This is a genomic window from Brevibacterium sp. LE-L (genome assembly GCF_050214925.1).
GTDB lineage: Bacteria > Actinomycetota > Actinomycetes > Actinomycetales > Brevibacteriaceae > Brevibacterium.
Genome location: NZ_CP189759.1, coordinates 1,142,707 through 1,158,151 on the forward strand (window position 1 = coordinate 1,142,707; position 15,445 = coordinate 1,158,151).

Genomic DNA, 15,445 nt, shown 5'->3' on the forward strand with positions numbered 1-15,445 from the left:
GCGTAACCATCATCGTTGCCTCATTTGAAAACCTCCGGCACGGCCGGGTCGTTGACTCAGAACAAAACCTCCGCCACCGGAGTGGCTCCACCAGGCAGGCACCAATGACGAGTACGCCTGATTTTCATGGAGTTGACAATGAAGCAACGACAAGCCGTGACGAAGAAGAAGGCCCTTGCCTACAAACGCGCCGACCGGGCCGGCAAGACCCGGATCCTCGATGAACTCGTCGACCTCACCGGCTGGCATCGTGACTACGCCCGCCAAGCGTTAAGGAACGCGCTGACCCCGACCATCGTCAAACCCAAACCGGGCCGGAAACCCGTCTATGGACCCGACCTGATGCCAGCGCTGATCACCTGCTGGGCGGTACTGCGAGCACCAGCAGGACGCCTCCTGGCCGCGATGCTGCCGACTCTGGTGCCGATGCTGCGCCGCGACAAAGAACTCGACATCACCGATGACCAAGCAGACCTGCTCATGAAGATGAGTGCGGCGACCATCGATCGCAAGCTCGCCGGCGAGCGGAAGAAGATGCTTCCCCGGGGCCGGTCCCACACCAAGCCCGGATCCCTGTTGAAGTCACAGATCCCCATCCGTACCTGGGCTGAGTGGGACGACGCGGTGCCCGGGTTCGTCGAAATCGACCTCGTCGGCCACGAGGGCGGCAACGCTTCCGGCGAGTACTGCTTCACCCTGACCGTGACCGATATCAGCACGGGCTGGACGGTGAACAGGTCGGTGAAGAACAAGGCCGCGAAATGGGTCTTCGAAGCTCTCGAGCACGTCATCAGCGTCTTCCCCTTCCCGATCATCGGCATCGATTCCGACAACGGGTCAGAGTTCATCAACGACCACCTGTTGGCCTACTGCACCGACCATGAGATCACGTTCACCCGGTCAAGGGCTGGCAATAAGAACGATGGTGCTCATGTCGAGCAGAAGAACTGGGCCAGAGTCCGCGAACTCGTCGGCTACCTCCGCTACGACACGCCAGCCGAACTCGAGCTGCTCAACCAGATCTGGGAACTCGACCGAGTGTTCACGAACTATCTGCTCCCACAACAGAAACTCATCTCCAAGACCCGCCACGGAGCTAAAGTCTCGAAGAATCATGACCAGCCGAAGACGCCCCACCAGCGAGCGATCGGCCACGAGACCATGCGCAAACGCCCGATCATCACGATGAATGCTGCGTTCAAACGGATCAAACCGGCGGCCCTGGAGCGGCAGGTCCTCGACCTCACTGGTCGGCTCGAGGCACTATCGGTGGCGAAGAACCCAGCCCGGGCCAAGCCTGTGCCCCACAAGTTCTGGGAACACGGGTGAACTTCCGGAGGTTCTCATCTGAGGCAACGACCCTGCCGTGCCGGAGGTTTTCCTATGAGGCAACGATGTTTCTTTCCCGGAGGTATTGCAATGAGGCTTCAGGGGGGGGCTTCAGGCCAAGAGTGTTTCGAAGTGATGCGATAGCTCGAAAGCAAACGCGCTCGCCTGGCTGCAGCGACCAAGTTGAGTTGCATCTGCCTCCAGCTTGGAGGTGCAAGCCCAGCATCGACTACTGATCTGCAGAATGATTCATCGAGGCCAAGTCATTGAGGGAGCTGTAATCGAGCGAATCCTCAAGCCGAGAGTAGCTTCCGGATGTTAAGAGCTCCGCGGTTGCATTCTTCACTACGGCGTAGGCGGCCTGAGCCACCGCGGAGCCTAGACTCACTCGTGCAACGCCGAGTGCGGCCAAGTCCTGCACGGTGGGAGCTCCGGGCCCGACCATAAGATTCAGAGGCGCATCAATGCGTTCAACGAGTGCGGCAACGGTGTCGATCTCAGTGGCACCCGGCACGAAGATTCCGTCGGCGCCAGCGTCGATGAATCGTTCGGCCCGGGAGACAGCAAGGGAAACCAGGTCCTCGTCGGGTCCGGCCTCTTTGAGGAAGACATCGGTGCGAGCGTTGATGAACAGGTCGACACCGGCAGAGTCCGCAGCCTTCTTTGCCATTGCAATCCGGTTGCCCGCGTCATCGGCCGATCTGTCTCCGTCTTCGATGTTGATTCCGACGACCCCGACGTCGAGAAAGGCTTTGACCGTTTCGGAGACACCGTAAGCTGTGTCCGCGTATCCGCCCTCAATATCCGCAGTTACCGGAAGCTCGCTTGCCCCAATGATGGATTCGGCCACAGCTACGGCCCGCGATCTTTCCAGATAGTCGCCATCGGGTAGTCCCGCGGCCCAGGAGATACCGGCGCTGGTGGTGGCGATCGCCGATACTCCCGTTGCCTCAGCAATTCGTGCTGATGCGGCATCCCACGCATTGCTGAGTAAAAGAGGGGACTCTGCATGGTGGAGAGCATGAAACTGGGTTGTCTTATCTCGAGTGATATACATCATGTCTCAAGTGAACCAAGGCACTTTGCCCGTGTCTGGCGGAATTCGGACCTGACAGTCAGCGGGCTGGCGTGCGCACGGTAGTGAGAGCTAATCCACTGTTTTGCTGATCAATGCCACTAGATCGTCCAGAACTGCTGAGGTGCTCAAGGCTGTCCCGAATGCCAGGCCATCGGAGATTCGTTCGGGCAGCCAGAGGAGGTTGCCCTGTTTTACTGCGGGGATGTTGCCGAACAGATCGCGCCGTTCAACACCGTCGCGTTCATCCCCATAGTTCTGGGCAACGATGAGGTCGGCATCGAGCAGGTTGAGCCGTTCGGCGCTGAGTGCGATTCCGGCCTCCGACGCCTTGGATTCGTCACGGTCGAGGTCTTCAACTGCTTCCGTCAGTACGAACCCGAGTTCCAGGAACACCTGCACCCGCGGATCGCTTGCGCCGTAGACATAGTAGTCGGGCGCAATCGGCCAAGTGTACGTGAGCGTCGTGTCGAGAAAAGCTGAATGTCGCGCTTGGGCGTCCGCGTACCGTTCTTCCAGCTCACTGATGACCTTCTCGCCTCGATCGACTCGGTTGACAGCTTTGGCCGTGCGGCGAGTGTGATCACGCCACGGGGTGCCGAAGGCGGCATTCTTTTCAAATGGCCCCACGGTCGGCACTGCCGCATTCAGCCGGTCATAGCTGGACTTGTCCAGAGCATCGCTGGCAATAACGAGGTCTGGTTCCAGCTCGATGATCTTCTCAAGCGGCACTCCGTCGGTGAGTTCCCAGCGCTCCGGAGTCTTCTTCCCGGCAAGGTGCCGAGCCCAATCATTGAGCCCCGTGCCGAAGAAATCGGTGAAGCCGACGGGCACGATGCCCAGGGAGAGCAAGACTTCGACATCGGTGTATCCGAGGGCCACCACACGTTCAGGATCTTCAGGTACCTGGGTTGATCCAAAAGCGTGTTCGATGCTCCGAGCGTGTGCGCCAGGAGAATCATGGTCGCCGATCGATGAACAGCCCACGGTCCCAAAAGCCATAGTGCTGAGCCCCGCTGCCAACAATCTGCGGCGAGTCAGATGGTTTGAAATGCGATGGATTTGGCCGCGGAGGTCAGCGACTCTTCTTTGATGGTTCGATAAGTGCACGAGAGACTCCCAGTTCGTATAAAAGGGCGCAAACCGACCTCAGCGCCACAATAGGTGAGCCTAACCTTACTGATAATTGCTCTTCCGGTCCACGTTCCAGAACGGAGAGGCCTACCGACGTATCGGAAGTTCCGACCAAAGTATAGAAAATGGGCGTATGTTCCATGATCGGCGCTACATTCATGGTGAAGCGCTGATTCACCAACGACATACCCGCGCCCGCGGTCGGCAGACTTGAGGGTGCGAGAAGTACTGCGAGGTAAGTCCATGCGGCAACGACCATGGCGAAGAGTTTCGAAGACAATGGTTTTCATGTGCTCGGTCGTCCTGCTCATCGGTATGTTGCTGGGCGCAATCACGGCAACGAATACCGGATCATTGTCCGGCGAGCATCGTCCTGAGCTCAATGCCATCGTTCCTCACGCAGTCGTCGGTGCAGTTGTCGGTGTGTCTGCGCTCATTGTGAGTCTGCGCTCCAGGTCTTGTCGCTGGGTGACCTGGCCGGTCAGCATACGTACAACTTCTAGAGCCGCCTGGACGATACGGTCAGCGCGTACGTCATTCGGCGGAGTGATTCGAACCGTCATCGGAACAGCGCTGATGGTGTTCAACTTCTTCCTTGTCTTCAGGATGGGATTTCAAGCCACTGTCGGCTTCAATCCAGCGCTGACGTTGAATGCCTGGGGCGGGCCAACTGCGGTCGGTTCATTTATTGCACACGGTCTAGATGCCGTCGTCTGTATTGGTGTCAGCTGCCTAGCACTGAACTCAGTTTTGCTCCGTGATCGGCCCTGAGCCGTATTCCACCTCGTATACGAAACAGCCCATCATCGTTGCTGCTCAACAGCTCCACGACCGTGTGCAGCAGTGAATAGCTTGGCTGCTTATCGAGGTATAGACAGCACCACCGAATATTCGGGACGCGGCTCCATTTCCCTGCATCGTCGGAGTTGCTGAAATGATCCTATGACTGAAAATTCGGGAACCGGGCTACCCGCGCTGCAAGTTCATGGCTTACAGAAATCTTTTCCCAGCCCCGGAAGCGAAATGCCTGTGACCATCCTGTCGGACGTGTCCATGACTGTTCATTCTGGAACATTTATTGCAATTGTCGGACCGTCTGGCTCGGGGAAATCGACTCTCCTGCACTGCGCAGGCGGTCTCGAGGACACTGACGCCGGTGAGGTGGTCATCGCTGGCTCTGAGATTTCGAAGTTGAGCTACGAACGACGCGCGGTTCTGCGTCGAGCTCACATCGGGTTTGTTTTTCAAGAGCACAACCTCGTTGGCTCTCTGACCGCTCGCGACAACGTCCGGTTGCCATCATTATTGCGTAGACAACCGATGGGCCGAACCAAAGCAGATGAGAATCTTGACGAAGTGGGACTCTCCCATCGGAAGAGTCATCGTCCTCACCAGCTTTCGGGAGGAGAACAACAAAGGACCGCCATCGCGAGAGTCATGGCCAACCACACTGAGATCGTCTTCGCCGATGAACCGACAGGATCGTTGGACCTGTCCGCTTCAGCGAAGGTTCTCCATTGGCTGCGCAGGACGGCCAGCGAAGGAGCCGCCGTCGTAATGGTGACTCACGACGTGCACGCCGCGGCACGTGCGGATCATGTATACGTCATGGAATCGGGACGTTTCAGATTCGACCTTCCTGGCGGTTCTCCGGAGCGAATCTCAGAATGCCTTCTTCAGATCAAGGAGCGTCCTCGTTGCTGAAATTCATGCTTTCAGATCTCCGATTCCACATCCGACTCTGGCTGCCGGCGTTTGTATCGGCGGGTCTCGGAGCTGCGTGTGCCGGAGGTGTCATCATCGCGGTCTCTTCTGGGCTGCACACAGCTGAGCCCGCCCCCGTGAACGATGCGCTGGAAGGAGTTCGCGTTCTCGGAGGCACGGTTTCACTTCTGACGTTGACTGCAACGTCCGGGGTCGTGGGATCGACCGCTGGTTTCATTCTCACCAGCCAAGCGCCGAACCATGCGAGGTTGCTGTTTATCGGGTTCACCCCCAAACAATTGAAGCGAATGTTAAGAGCCGAGATTGCATGCCTCGTCCTGTTTGCCGCAGCAGCAGCGATTCCGTTGTCGTATGCAGCTGCGACGGTGATCCTGTGGCAATGGGCAGCGATCGGCATTGTTGCTTCGGGTCAGTTGCCGGTGGCCGCATATTGGCACCCGTACGCAATCCTTCTCCTCGTGGTGTTGGCCGCCGTCTGGGGAACATGGGGACCCACCAGGAGAGCGTCGAAGATTCCAGCAGCGACTGCTTTGCGCGAAGCCAGCACGCACAAGCCGCATATAGCGTGGGTCCGCTCAGGCCTCGCCGTCATGCTGTTTGTCGGAGGTACGGCAATTCTCTTGGCCGTGTCGTTATTGCCTTTGGGCGGTTCGGATGACCGGGCGGCTGGAGCCTTGTCAGGTCTGCTGCTTTTGATCGTTGCAACATTGCTTGTTCCGTTGTGGACGATTCGGCCACTGCTCTGGGGATGGACGGCTCTCGTATTCTCGCAGTCCGCCCCATGGTTTCTAGCTCGCGAAGCTTGTCGCTTTGCTGCTTCACGCACTCTGGCAACAGTTGTGCCGTTTGCGATCGCATCGTCGTTGCTGGCGGTACTTTATGGTGGAGGTGCCATCTCGGGCGGGGGCACCTCTCTTACCGAAATCGGTGTTCTGCTCGGGCCGACGATAGTTGTCGCATGGGGCGGCGGAATCTGTATTATCGCGCTGATCGGTCAGTCACGGGCCCGAGAGCGGCGACTTCTCATTGCTGCAGGTGCAAGTAGGAAATTACTTCTGCAGACAGTCTGCCTCGAAGGCATCATCTACGCCATCACAGCTCTCCTGTATGAAGCATTGTTTCTTTCGGCCACGATTCTCGTCTTGAGCAGCGTCAGCGACATCAGTCTCAGCTCTGCCTTGCATGAGCTCCCGTGGTCGGCATTTCTTGTTATTTCTTTGGCCACTATCGGATTGGCCATCGGTACCGCTCTTATCTCAATCCATCAGCCTGTCCAAAATGCACGCGATGAAAAACCGCGGTCAACAAATACACAAGGAGAATACTCGTGAGTGATCAAAACAACGTCAGTTTGCCGCTGCTTCCTGCTGTGGAGAGGACGACAATATACGGCCTGGTTGCCATCGGCCTCGTGGCGGCTTTGAACGGCTGCGGTCCGCCCTCGACGGGGAAAGATTCTGATGCACAACGCGTCGAGTCCTTTGATTTCGACGAGACAGTTTTAGAAGTCGCCAACGACTACGCGGACGTGGAAGTGGACCACGGTGAGCCTGGATCAATCACAGTTCGAGAATATCGCACTGCGTTCGGAACTGCGCCAGACGATCCAGAATGGACGCTTGAACAGGGCACACTGGATTTGGGCAAACCGTGTGCGTCAACGGTTGGAATCTGTCAGGTCAGTTATCGGATCACAGTGCCGAAAGGCACCGAGGTCGATCCGTTGAAGACGGTCGGCAGTGAAAGCTGATGACGCAGCGATTCGCTTTACGCATCGTCATGGAGCGATGCAGGGGAATCGTATCCCTTTTAGGTTCGAAGCCAGCGGAGGATGGCTCGCACGCGACGGTTGTCCTCATCAGCATGTAGCCCCATCTTCTGGAATATGGATGCAATATGTTTACTCGTACCTTGAGCGGAAATGCTCAGCTGATCGCTTATCTGAGTATTCGATAGGCCACGAGACATGAACTCGATGACCTGGCGTTCTTTCTCAGTGAGGTGCCCGCCGGGGTATTCGTCGCGTTCGTTGTGCATGGCTGCATGCAGAACCTCCGGGTCGATGACGAAGCCGCCACTGGCGACGACGTCGAGCGATTGAAGAAACTCGCGGACGTGACTCACTCGTTCTTTGAGCAGGTATCCGATCCCGCCTTGCGAAGCTTCATTCTGGACGAGTCTTCGAAGGTATGGTCCCCCGATATAGGCGGAGAGAAGAACTATTGGCAAGTCAGGGTGCTTCTCACGCAGCCGAACAGCTGCTTCCAGACCGTCGTCGGCATTTCTCGGCGGCATGCGCACGTCGCTGACAACGAGGTCCGGAAGAGAGCTCGTCTCAGCGAGTTCTCTCAGCACGTTTTCCAATTCGGTAGCGTCGCAGACTTCGCCTGTGACCTCGTGCCCGGCGGATGTCAGAATCTCTGACAGGCCCGCGCGGATGAGCGCGGCATCCTCAGCGATCACGATCCTCATGCTTCACGCTCATGACTGACGTAACGGCTCGGTTCGCCCGTCGACGTTGAGAGCACTGCGGGAGCAGTCGCTTCAATCCGAGTCCCTTTGTGCGGATCCGAGTGGATGTGGAGGTCTCCATTCACACTCTGCATACGGTGACGTAGACCGGCGAGGCCCGTACGCTTCTTCGTATCGATGTGTGCTGTGCCTCTGCCGTTGTCAGACACAAGTAGCGACAGTCTGCCATTGAGGCGTCTGAGTCTGAGATAGGCCCGACCTGTGCCTGCATGTCTGGCTACGTTGCTCAGCGCCTCAGAGGCTGCGAAGTACAGTGCGCTAGCTGTGGTGGAACAGATCTCGTCAGTTTTGCCGTCGATATCGATCTCGACAGCGACGGCAGACCTTTCGCAGAGGCCCGTGATGGCGGCATTCAACCCGAGGTCTGACAGTTCTTTCGGGTGCACCCCGTGCACGATTTCTCGCAGAGATTGCAGAGACGTCTCGACTTGCCTGCGAGCGCGTAAGACAAGGTCATGCTCGCCACTCGTCGGTCCGAGACGGTAGTCGAGCAGCCCGAGGCTCATTGACAGTGCCAAGAGATCTTGCTGAACGCCGTCATGAAGGTCCTGTTCAATCCGCTGTCGCTCAAGTTCGAACGCAGAGACGATCTCTGCCCGGTTGGACCGGACGTCTCTGAGCTCGGAGACAAGCTGTGAGGTCGCGGGACGGCTCACTGCACGCACGATAGCGTCTCGCAGAAGAGACAGCCACACAGCTGAAGTGCCCATGAGCAGCAGGACAACTGTGCAGATCAGAACTACAGAAACCGCACCGGGTGCATCCGAAACTTCCACAGGACCGAATACTGCACCGGTTCCCCGACTGACCAGAACTGGTGTGGCTATGAGAACCACCGATGCTATAAGCGCAACAGCGAATGTTGTGCTCGAAGCCAGGCCGACAACAGCCGACGCGAGGGTCAGAGGAACATCTTGGGACCACAAAGGAGATGAGCGGACACGTACTGCTGCCCACGACATCCATGGGGCGCCATTCGGCCTGATACGGGGTATCGATTGTCCACATTCCCGTGCTCGAGCTCGCTCGAACTCAGCGATTCCGGCAGCTGCGAAAGGCAACAACGGAAAGAACACGATTGCCACGCACTCAAACGGCCAAAGCAAAACTGCGACGAACTCGCAGATGATCCGTCGAAACGGTCGCTCCAGCGATCGCTGGCCCGATGGTCTTCCAACGACATTCGTGTCTCGCATGAAACCCCCAATACGCATTGATGCCGTCGATTGACTGATCAGGTCGACTTGCTGAACAGAGCTCGCGCTTGCTGCACACTCTGGTAATCAGTGCGACAAGAGTCCACGGGCATCCTCGAATCTGAGCTTGCCGTTGGACTGGGCGATATCCTGAATGTACCCAAGTGGCTGACTGCGGCACCACAGCGAACTGAACATCGTGCGAAAATGCATACTTTGGTCGCATAAATCGACGCTAAAGGCCGATTCAGCAGCCAGGTGCGATACCTAGGCTCGACGACATGAACACACCAATCATCAGATCAAGCGAGTACATTGCAGCCCTTCGCACCGAGCTGTCTGACGCCGGGCCGGCGAAGCGTGCGGCCGCGTTGATCAATCAACGGGCACTCTTTCCCCATCGAGGGAAAGCGATCTTGACTGCTTCTCAACTAGAACTCACAAGTTGGGACACCAAAGGTTCAATCACCCTCTCTCCGACATCGGTTCGGAGAGTCACTCGCCAATTTGACAAGCATTATGGTGCCTTCATCGGCGGTGCCTCGGCCAAATGGGGAGCTCCGGTCATTATTGAACTCAAAGACGGAACCGTAATGTATGTCCTATTCAACCACCGGGCATTTCTCGAGAAGACGGACAACCCTGACTGGGAAGACGCACTTCTGGAGTGGCAGTCGTGATTCAAACCCATCACCTCACCAAACGCTATGGCGATGCCACTGTTGTCGATGACCTTTCGTTTACTGTCCCCAACGGCTCCATCACCGGGTTTCTTGGGCCGAATGGGGCCGGAAAGTCCACCACCATGAGAATGATCTTGGGCCTTGATCGTCCCAGTGATGGCGTCGCGCTCGTCGACGGCGAGAAGTTTGCTGACCTTCCGGCTCCCTCACGCACCGTCGGTGCGATGCTTGAGTCTGGCAGCCGACAACCTCGCTTGACTGCCTGCGCTTATCTGGCCTGGCAGGCGCGAGCTGCTCGACTTCCGAAATCGCGGATCGATGAGGTGCTCGAACAGACTGGGTTGGGAGAGGCGGCCCGGAAACAGGTTCGCGACTTCTCTCTTGGGATGCGCCAACGTTTGGGAATCGCGTCCGCCCTACTCGGCGATCCCACGCATCTGATTCTCGATGAGCCGATCAACGGACTCGACCCCCAAGGGGTGATGTGGGCCAGATCGCTCTTCAAGGAGCTGGCGAACGAGGGCCGTACTGTTTTCATCTCCAGTCACCTGCTATCGGAAATGGAAACAGTGGCTGATCGAATCATTGTCATCGGCCGGGGGCGCTTGATTGTGGAGTCCACGATGGCCGACCTTCATCAGCATGCGCGATCGAGTCATACCGTCGCAGTCTCTCCCGAGCCCGACGAGCTTGTGCGTCTTCTCGAAAGGTCCGACGCAAGCGTGGAGCGGGACAGCACCGACGATAGTGGTAGAACGCTGATCATCCGCAACTTTTCGGCAGCTCAAGTCGGTGAGATTGTTGTCGGCAGCGGCCTCCCACTACATCACCTGGCTCAGGTACAGACAACGTTGGAGCAAGCATTTATGGATCTGACCGCGGGCGCACTCGAGTATGAAGGTACGGAACACGATCCAATGCTCGCCTCTGTGGCGACGACTGCACGAACGGGTGGTTGAGGTGGCCACAGCAGATCCAATCCAGACAGCGAGCGCCCGTCCCCGACTGCGTGATTGCCTGGAGGGCGAAATTGTCAAGATCCTGAGCGCCAAGTCCACGGGTCTGACGATTGCGCTCTCGATAGGGGTGGCAGTGTTCGTCACTGTGCTTATCACCGTGTTCAACGACGGCAGCGCAGATCCGCTGTCGCTAAGCCTGATCGGTCCCTTCCTTGGAACATGGCTTCTCGTTGTACTGGCATCAAATGTCGTGGCGACAGAATACTCAACGGGCATGATCCAGCAATCACTTGCGGTGACACCACGTCGCGGGCGACTGATCACTTCGAAACTGCTGTTCGTAGCGGCGATCAGTCTGCTGAGCGGCCTCGTTCTCTCCTTCTTGTGCTACGCAGTCGGTCAGCTGATCCTCTCGGGAACGGACCGGCCAAGCATTGGTTTGGGCGATGTCAGCACTATCCGAGCTGTGACAGTCACTGGCGTGTTCACACTCGTTTACCCTTTGATCGCTGCGAGCCTGGCCTTCGTCACGCGCCATGCAACGGGAGCCGTTCTACTCACACTCTTGATTGCGTTCTTCCCCATGGTGATGGCAGAACTCGGTTCATCAGTGTGGGCCGATATCGCTGTGCGACTTGCGCCAGGGGGACCCATGGAAAGCCTGACCGGCCAAGCGCAGCCGGGAACAGTCGGCTATATGGAGACTGGAACGGCCGTCGGTGTCACAATCGGCTGGCTCTCACTATTCATTGCAGCGGCGTTTGCGAGTCAACTGCGGCGGGACGAGTAGAAGGGGCCGCCTACTCATTCGAAGCGATTAGGGGTCGCAGGTATTGGTGCCACGCGGCATGCTGGTATGAGTGACACCTAGATCCGAGTCTGAAGGAGCGGCAGATGGGGGACGAAGCTTTCGGCAAGTCTCGTCGCAAGACTGGTCAGCGTTGGCTCGACGCCGGCGCGATGGCGATTGCCGCCCTGATGGTGACTGTATGGGTGATCGATCCCGAACCGGAGCCGAAATATGCCGGGGCCGGGTACTATATCGTGAGCTACACGGTGGGTGTTCTGAGTATCTTTGCACAGTGGTGGCGGCGGAAATACGGCATCATTCTGGCCACCACGCTCATCGTCGGCTCGATCGTTCTCCCGATATTGTCGGGGCCCAGCCTTATTGCACTGTTCTCTGTAGCAAGCCATCGGCGGTGGGCCCCAACCCTGTGGATCACGGTGCTGGCACTGATCAGTGCCCCCATGCAGATTCTCGTGGGAACACCGCTTGCCGAAGGTGACTTCTGGAAAGCCGCCATTCCTCTTGGCCTTGGGTCCCTGCTCGTCGTCGGGTGGGGAATGGCACTGCGGTCTCGACGCGAAGTTGTACGAGCACTCGGAGAGCGTGCGGAACAATTGGCTCGGGAGCGAGATCTCGTTGCTGATTGGGCTCGCCGTGTTGAACGAGAGGAGATCGCTCGGGATATGCATGACTCACTGGCACACCGACTGTCATTGATCAGCATGAGTGCAGGCGCGTTGAGCTTCAGAAGAGACCAGATCCCCTCGGACCTGGCCGAACTTGCGGCAACGCTGCAGAAGAATTCGAACGACGCGCTTGCCGAACTGCGAACTGTTGTCGGTGGAGTTCGTTTGGGACGGGCCGCCGAAGTCTGCGTTGACCGGGATTCTGCACGAGCGAGCATTCTCGAACTGGTCGAAGAATCGCGAGCTTCAGGCCAAGAGGTTGACGCTGAAGTCTCGCTAGCTCCAGGACTGCCCCCGAACATCGCACGTATTGCGTATCGAGCGGTTCAGGAGCTTCTGACAAATGCCCGTAAGCACAGTTCTGATCGTCTGCTCACCTTGGTGATCGCGGGGAACACCGAATCCGGTCTTTCGATTCGGTCGACAAACGCTGTGGGCTCTGACGATGGTCGAGGCAGCTCGGGAGGGTTTGGCTTGCTGGGGATGGCGGAACGTATCAAGGTCCATGACGGCTGGTTGACCGCAGGCCGGACGGTTGCGGATAAGTTCGAGGTGGAAGTGTGGTTGCCGTGGGAGGAGAAGTGATGACGGGCAGAGAATCGGCCATCACCGTCGCTGTAGTCGATGATGACCCTTACGTACGGGCAGCGTTGACAGCTGTCTTGTCTCCAACTGATGGAGTGATCCTTTTTGGCTGCTTCTCCGACGGTCAGGAGGTCGTCGATTCCGATCTCGAGGGCGTCGACGTCGTCCTCATGGACATCCGCATGCCCCAGATGAACGGGATCCAAGCGACTGAGTTGATCAAACGCAGACCTGCGTCTCCGGCAGTCATCGTGCTCACGACTTTTCATCTCGATGAAGAAGTCACCGAAGCGCTGAGGGTTGGTGCAACCGGTTACTTGCTCAAAGACACGGAACCGGCAGAGCTGCTGGAGGCGATTCGCAGCGCAGCACATGGACACACGTTGCTGTCGCCGTCAGTGTCTCGGCAGCTCATCGGTCTGGTGCATCTCAATTCCGACCGGCAGAAGATCGCGCAGCGGCAACTGAAGCGACTGTCTCCGCGAGAACTGGAAGTCGCAATTGCAATCAGCGACGGCAAAGCCAACGCTGATATTTCTCGGGAACTCTATATTTCTGTCCCGACCGTCAAGGCTCAAGTCAGCAGTATCTTCAACAAACTCGAGGTTTCCGGCAGGCTCCAGATTGCTTTGATCGTTCGAGACGCACAGATAAGGCGATGAAGATTGACTGATCAGCCGTCAGCCACCGGTGAAAGACGCAGGCAGAGGACCCGCTCAAGGTCATCGCTTTCCAAACCCAGGTGCGCTGGCCAAGCCAACCGCATTGTGTGCGAAGTCCGTATTTCCGTCTTGCCGTTTCGACAGGCGGAGTCAAGCGACCAAGTTGGACTGCTTCAATGAATCGTGGTGAGGCCGACGTCATTGTCGTCGGGTCCGGCCCCAACGGTCTGTCTGCAGCGGTGACCATGGCTCGCGCAGGACTGAGCGTTCATGTGTATGAGGCGCAACCTACTATCGGCGGTGGGGCGAGGACTCTCGATTTAGGGATCGCTCCGGGCATCACCCACGATATGTGTTCGGCCGGGCATCCCCTCGCGCTTGCCAGCCCGTTCTTCGCAGAGTTCGACCTCCGTGCTCGAGGCGTCGAATTCTTCACCCCTGAAATTGCCTACGCTCAACCGCTCGACGGAGGGCGCGCCGCGCTTGCTTACCACGATCTGAACAAGACTACTGATCGTCTTGGCAAGGCCGGACCCGAGTGGCGACGCTTCTTCGCTCCGCTTTTGGACCGTGTCGATGATTTGACTTGGCTGTCCCTCAGCGACAAACGGTCACTTCCTGAAACTCTTCGTGATATTCAGGGACTCATCAGCATTGCGAGATTCGGAACACGATTGCTGTCGCAATCCGGGCGACTGTGGAACGTGCCCTTCACACACGAGGCGACTCAATCACTGTTTACAGGAGTATCTGCCCACACAATCGGCAAGCTTCCCAGCATGGCCAGTGCTGCAACTGCCACGATGCTGTCGATGTTGGCCCACTCAGTCGGATGGCCGGCACCGATAGGCGGATCGCAGGCGATCGTCGACAGCATGGTCGCGGACTTCGAAGAGCACGGCGGCACCATGACGACGGAAGCGCGGATTCGACACGTCTCTGATATGCCGCATGCCAACGCCTATCTCCTTGACACTTCGGCCGCCGACGCGGCGAGTATCTTCAGAGGAGTTCTGCCGCCCGGTGTCGACAAAGCGCTGCGGACTTTCAAACACGGCAATGCAGCAGCCAAAGTCGACTTTGTTCTCAATGGTCCGGTCCCGTGGGCAGATCCCGCTGTCGGTCGAGCTGGAACTGTTCATGTTGGTGGAACCCGTGCTCAGATGGCTTTCGCTGAAGCAGAGGTCGCGCATGGTCGCATGCCCGAACATCCAGTGTGCTTGGTATCTGATCCGACTGTGTTCGATCCAGGACGGGAAGTCGGTGGCCTGCGTCCTCTGTGGACATATTGCCATGTGCCGTTCGACTGTTCAGTGGATCCAGCAGAAAGCATCATCGGTCAGATCGAGCGCTTCGCTCCGGGCTTCCGCGACACCATTGTCGACTACGTATCGATACCTGCCTCGCAGATGGCTGACCACAATCAGAACTACGTTGGCGGCGACATCGCGACTGGTCTTGTGACCTTCTATCGGATGATGGCACGACCACGTGTGGCTTGGGACGAGTACAGCCTAGGTGCTCCTGGTGTGTTTTTGTGTTCGCAGGCCACGCCGCCTGCTCCTGGCGTGCACGGAATGAACGGATGGTACGCAGCTGTGAGGGCGCTGCGTTCACAGTTCGGGATCTCTTCCGAGCCGAGTCTGGCGGCGACATAAGCGCCGGAATCAACTCAACCTTTAGTCTTCCAACCTCGGTGTATCCGAATTCGGCCGATCGCACTCGGACCACCGATGTGGTGATGACGTCGGATGGCTCAAGGCGACTCGCTCGTGCGGATCATCCGTGCTGAGTTCACGTCCGGCAAGGAGGTGAACCAGCCGGGGCCGCAGCATCGCAGCCGCCGAGTGAAGTGTGTTCGATCACGGTGCCCCCTCCCGTGAGGCCAGCCACCAGTACCCACGGCAAGACGCCTGCCAGAGCGCTCCCACGTTCGCCGACCTTCTGGGGGAGCGTGCGTTGCCGCATGCAGGGTCTGGTCCTGTCGGTCCGCTGCGACTTGTCAGAAGTTCGCCATGCGTTCGTTCTCGCTGACCATGCGGAGACAGCAATATTCCTCGTGCAGCTGGCTGATCGTGTGGGAGCTCCG

General features: G+C 57.9%; 14 protein-coding genes. 10 read left to right on the forward strand and 4 right to left on the reverse strand.

What is annotated here, in order from left to right:
* The first annotated feature begins 138 nt into the window (after positions 1-138).
* Positions 139-1,329 (forward strand): integrase catalytic domain-containing protein, encoded by a 1,191-nt coding sequence (locus ACQE2J_RS05125; protein WP_426937235.1) that lies wholly within the window; start codon positions 139-141, stop codon positions 1,327-1,329.
* A 229-nt stretch (positions 1,330-1,558) separates the two neighbouring features.
* On the opposite strand, the gene ACQE2J_RS05130 is transcribed toward ACQE2J_RS05125, so the two are convergent.
* Together ACQE2J_RS05130 and ACQE2J_RS05135 are read right to left on the reverse strand one after the other, a co-directional pair.
* Entirely contained in the window at positions 1,559-2,389 is an 831-nt protein-coding gene (locus tag ACQE2J_RS05130) for an isocitrate lyase/PEP mutase family protein (RefSeq protein ID WP_135811117.1), read from the reverse strand.
* A gap of 87 nt (positions 2,390-2,476) precedes the next feature.
* A complete protein-coding gene (locus ACQE2J_RS05135) occupies positions 2,477-3,406 on the reverse strand; it encodes an ABC transporter substrate-binding protein (protein ID WP_135811118.1) in 930 nt (309 codons plus the stop codon).
* Positions 3,407-4,480: 1,074 nt separating this feature from the next.
* On the opposite strand from ACQE2J_RS05135, the gene ACQE2J_RS05140 reads away from it, so the two are divergent.
* The 3 genes from ACQE2J_RS05140 to ACQE2J_RS05150 are packed head-to-tail and all read left to right on the forward strand — an operon-like array spanning position 4,481 to position 7,013.
* Positions 4,481-5,242: an ABC transporter ATP-binding protein gene (locus ACQE2J_RS05140; RefSeq protein WP_135811120.1), complete on the forward strand. Its 762-nt coding sequence runs from the start codon at positions 4,481-4,483 to the stop codon at positions 5,240-5,242.
* Positions 5,236-6,594 (forward strand): FtsX-like permease family protein, encoded by a 1,359-nt coding sequence (locus ACQE2J_RS05145; RefSeq protein ID WP_168216804.1) that lies wholly within the window; start codon positions 5,236-5,238, stop codon positions 6,592-6,594. Before ACQE2J_RS05140 ends, ACQE2J_RS05145 begins: the two co-directional genes overlap by 7 nt.
* Positions 6,591-7,013, forward strand: a complete 423-nt coding sequence (locus tag ACQE2J_RS05150) for a hypothetical protein (protein ID WP_135811122.1) — start codon at positions 6,591-6,593, stop codon at positions 7,011-7,013. The genes ACQE2J_RS05145 and ACQE2J_RS05150 overlap by 4 nt, the downstream gene beginning before the upstream one ends.
* A 59-nt stretch (positions 7,014-7,072) precedes the next feature.
* Here ACQE2J_RS05150 and ACQE2J_RS05155 read toward each other — a convergent pair whose 3' ends face one another.
* Together ACQE2J_RS05155 and ACQE2J_RS05160 are read right to left on the reverse strand one after the other, a co-directional pair.
* Complete coding sequence (locus ACQE2J_RS05155) at positions 7,073-7,735, reverse strand: response regulator transcription factor (RefSeq protein WP_135811123.1); 663 nt, start codon at positions 7,733-7,735, stop codon at positions 7,073-7,075.
* Positions 7,732-9,009, reverse strand: a complete 1,278-nt coding sequence (locus ACQE2J_RS05160) for a sensor histidine kinase (protein WP_135811124.1) — start codon at positions 9,007-9,009, stop codon at positions 7,732-7,734. The genes ACQE2J_RS05155 and ACQE2J_RS05160 overlap by 4 nt, the downstream gene beginning before the upstream one ends.
* A gap of 263 nt (positions 9,010-9,272) precedes the next feature.
* On the opposite strand from ACQE2J_RS05160, the gene ACQE2J_RS05165 reads away from it, so the two are divergent.
* From ACQE2J_RS05165 to ACQE2J_RS05190, 6 genes are all read left to right on the forward strand, one after another.
* Positions 9,273-9,671, forward strand: coding sequence for a hypothetical protein (locus ACQE2J_RS05165; RefSeq protein WP_426937236.1), 399 nt, complete (start codon positions 9,273-9,275; stop codon positions 9,669-9,671).
* Positions 9,668-10,633: an ABC transporter ATP-binding protein gene (locus tag ACQE2J_RS05170; protein ID WP_135811137.1), complete on the forward strand. Its 966-nt coding sequence runs from the start codon at positions 9,668-9,670 to the stop codon at positions 10,631-10,633. Before ACQE2J_RS05165 ends, ACQE2J_RS05170 begins: the two co-directional genes overlap by 4 nt.
* A gap of 1 nt (position 10,634) precedes the next feature.
* On the forward strand, positions 10,635-11,423 hold the full coding sequence (locus tag ACQE2J_RS05175; RefSeq protein ID WP_426937237.1) for an ABC transporter permease subunit: 789 nt from the start codon (positions 10,635-10,637) through the stop codon (positions 11,421-11,423).
* Between the two features lie 104 nt (positions 11,424-11,527).
* Positions 11,528-12,694, forward strand: a complete 1,167-nt coding sequence (locus tag ACQE2J_RS05180) for a sensor histidine kinase (RefSeq protein ID WP_426937238.1) — start codon at positions 11,528-11,530, stop codon at positions 12,692-12,694.
* Positions 12,694-13,356 (forward strand): response regulator transcription factor, encoded by a 663-nt coding sequence (locus ACQE2J_RS05185; RefSeq protein WP_135811128.1) that lies wholly within the window; start codon positions 12,694-12,696, stop codon positions 13,354-13,356. The genes ACQE2J_RS05180 and ACQE2J_RS05185 overlap by 1 nt, the downstream gene beginning before the upstream one ends.
* Positions 13,357-13,532: 176 nt before the next feature.
* Positions 13,533-15,014 carry a phytoene desaturase family protein gene (locus ACQE2J_RS05190; RefSeq protein ID WP_426937239.1) on the forward strand — a complete coding sequence of 494 codons (1,482 nt, stop codon included), beginning with the start codon at positions 13,533-13,535 and terminating at the stop codon, positions 15,012-15,014.
* The last annotated feature ends 431 nt before the right edge of the window (positions 15,015-15,445 follow it).

Excerpts from the sequence above, each read along its gene's own strand:
- ACQE2J_RS05155 (WP_135811123.1), bottom strand. The coding sequence starts at position 7,735 with ATGAGGATCGTGATCGCTGAGGATGCCGCGCTCATCCGCGCGGGCCTG.
- ACQE2J_RS05180 (WP_426937238.1), top strand. The coding sequence starts at position 11,528 with ATGGGGGACGAAGCTTTCGGCAAGTCTCGTCGCAAGACTGGTCAGCGT.
- ACQE2J_RS05130 (WP_135811117.1), bottom strand. The coding sequence starts at position 2,389 with ATGATGTATATCACTCGAGATAAGACAACCCAGTTTCATGCTCTCCAC.
- ACQE2J_RS05125 (WP_426937235.1), top strand. The coding sequence starts at position 139 with ATGAAGCAACGACAAGCCGTGACGAAGAAGAAGGCCCTTGCCTACAAA.
- ACQE2J_RS05160 (WP_135811124.1), bottom strand. The coding sequence starts at position 9,009 with ATGCGTATTGGGGGTTTCATGCGAGACACGAATGTCGTTGGAAGACCA.
- ACQE2J_RS05135 (WP_135811118.1), bottom strand. The coding sequence starts at position 3,406 with ATGGCTTTTGGGACCGTGGGCTGTTCATCGATCGGCGACCATGATTCT.
- ACQE2J_RS05190 (WP_426937239.1), top strand. The coding sequence starts at position 13,533 with ATGAATCGTGGTGAGGCCGACGTCATTGTCGTCGGGTCCGGCCCCAAC.
- ACQE2J_RS05140 (WP_135811120.1), top strand. The coding sequence starts at position 4,481 with ATGACTGAAAATTCGGGAACCGGGCTACCCGCGCTGCAAGTTCATGGC.
- ACQE2J_RS05185 (WP_135811128.1), top strand. The coding sequence starts at position 12,694 with ATGACGGGCAGAGAATCGGCCATCACCGTCGCTGTAGTCGATGATGAC.
- ACQE2J_RS05165 (WP_426937236.1), top strand. The coding sequence starts at position 9,273 with ATGAACACACCAATCATCAGATCAAGCGAGTACATTGCAGCCCTTCGC.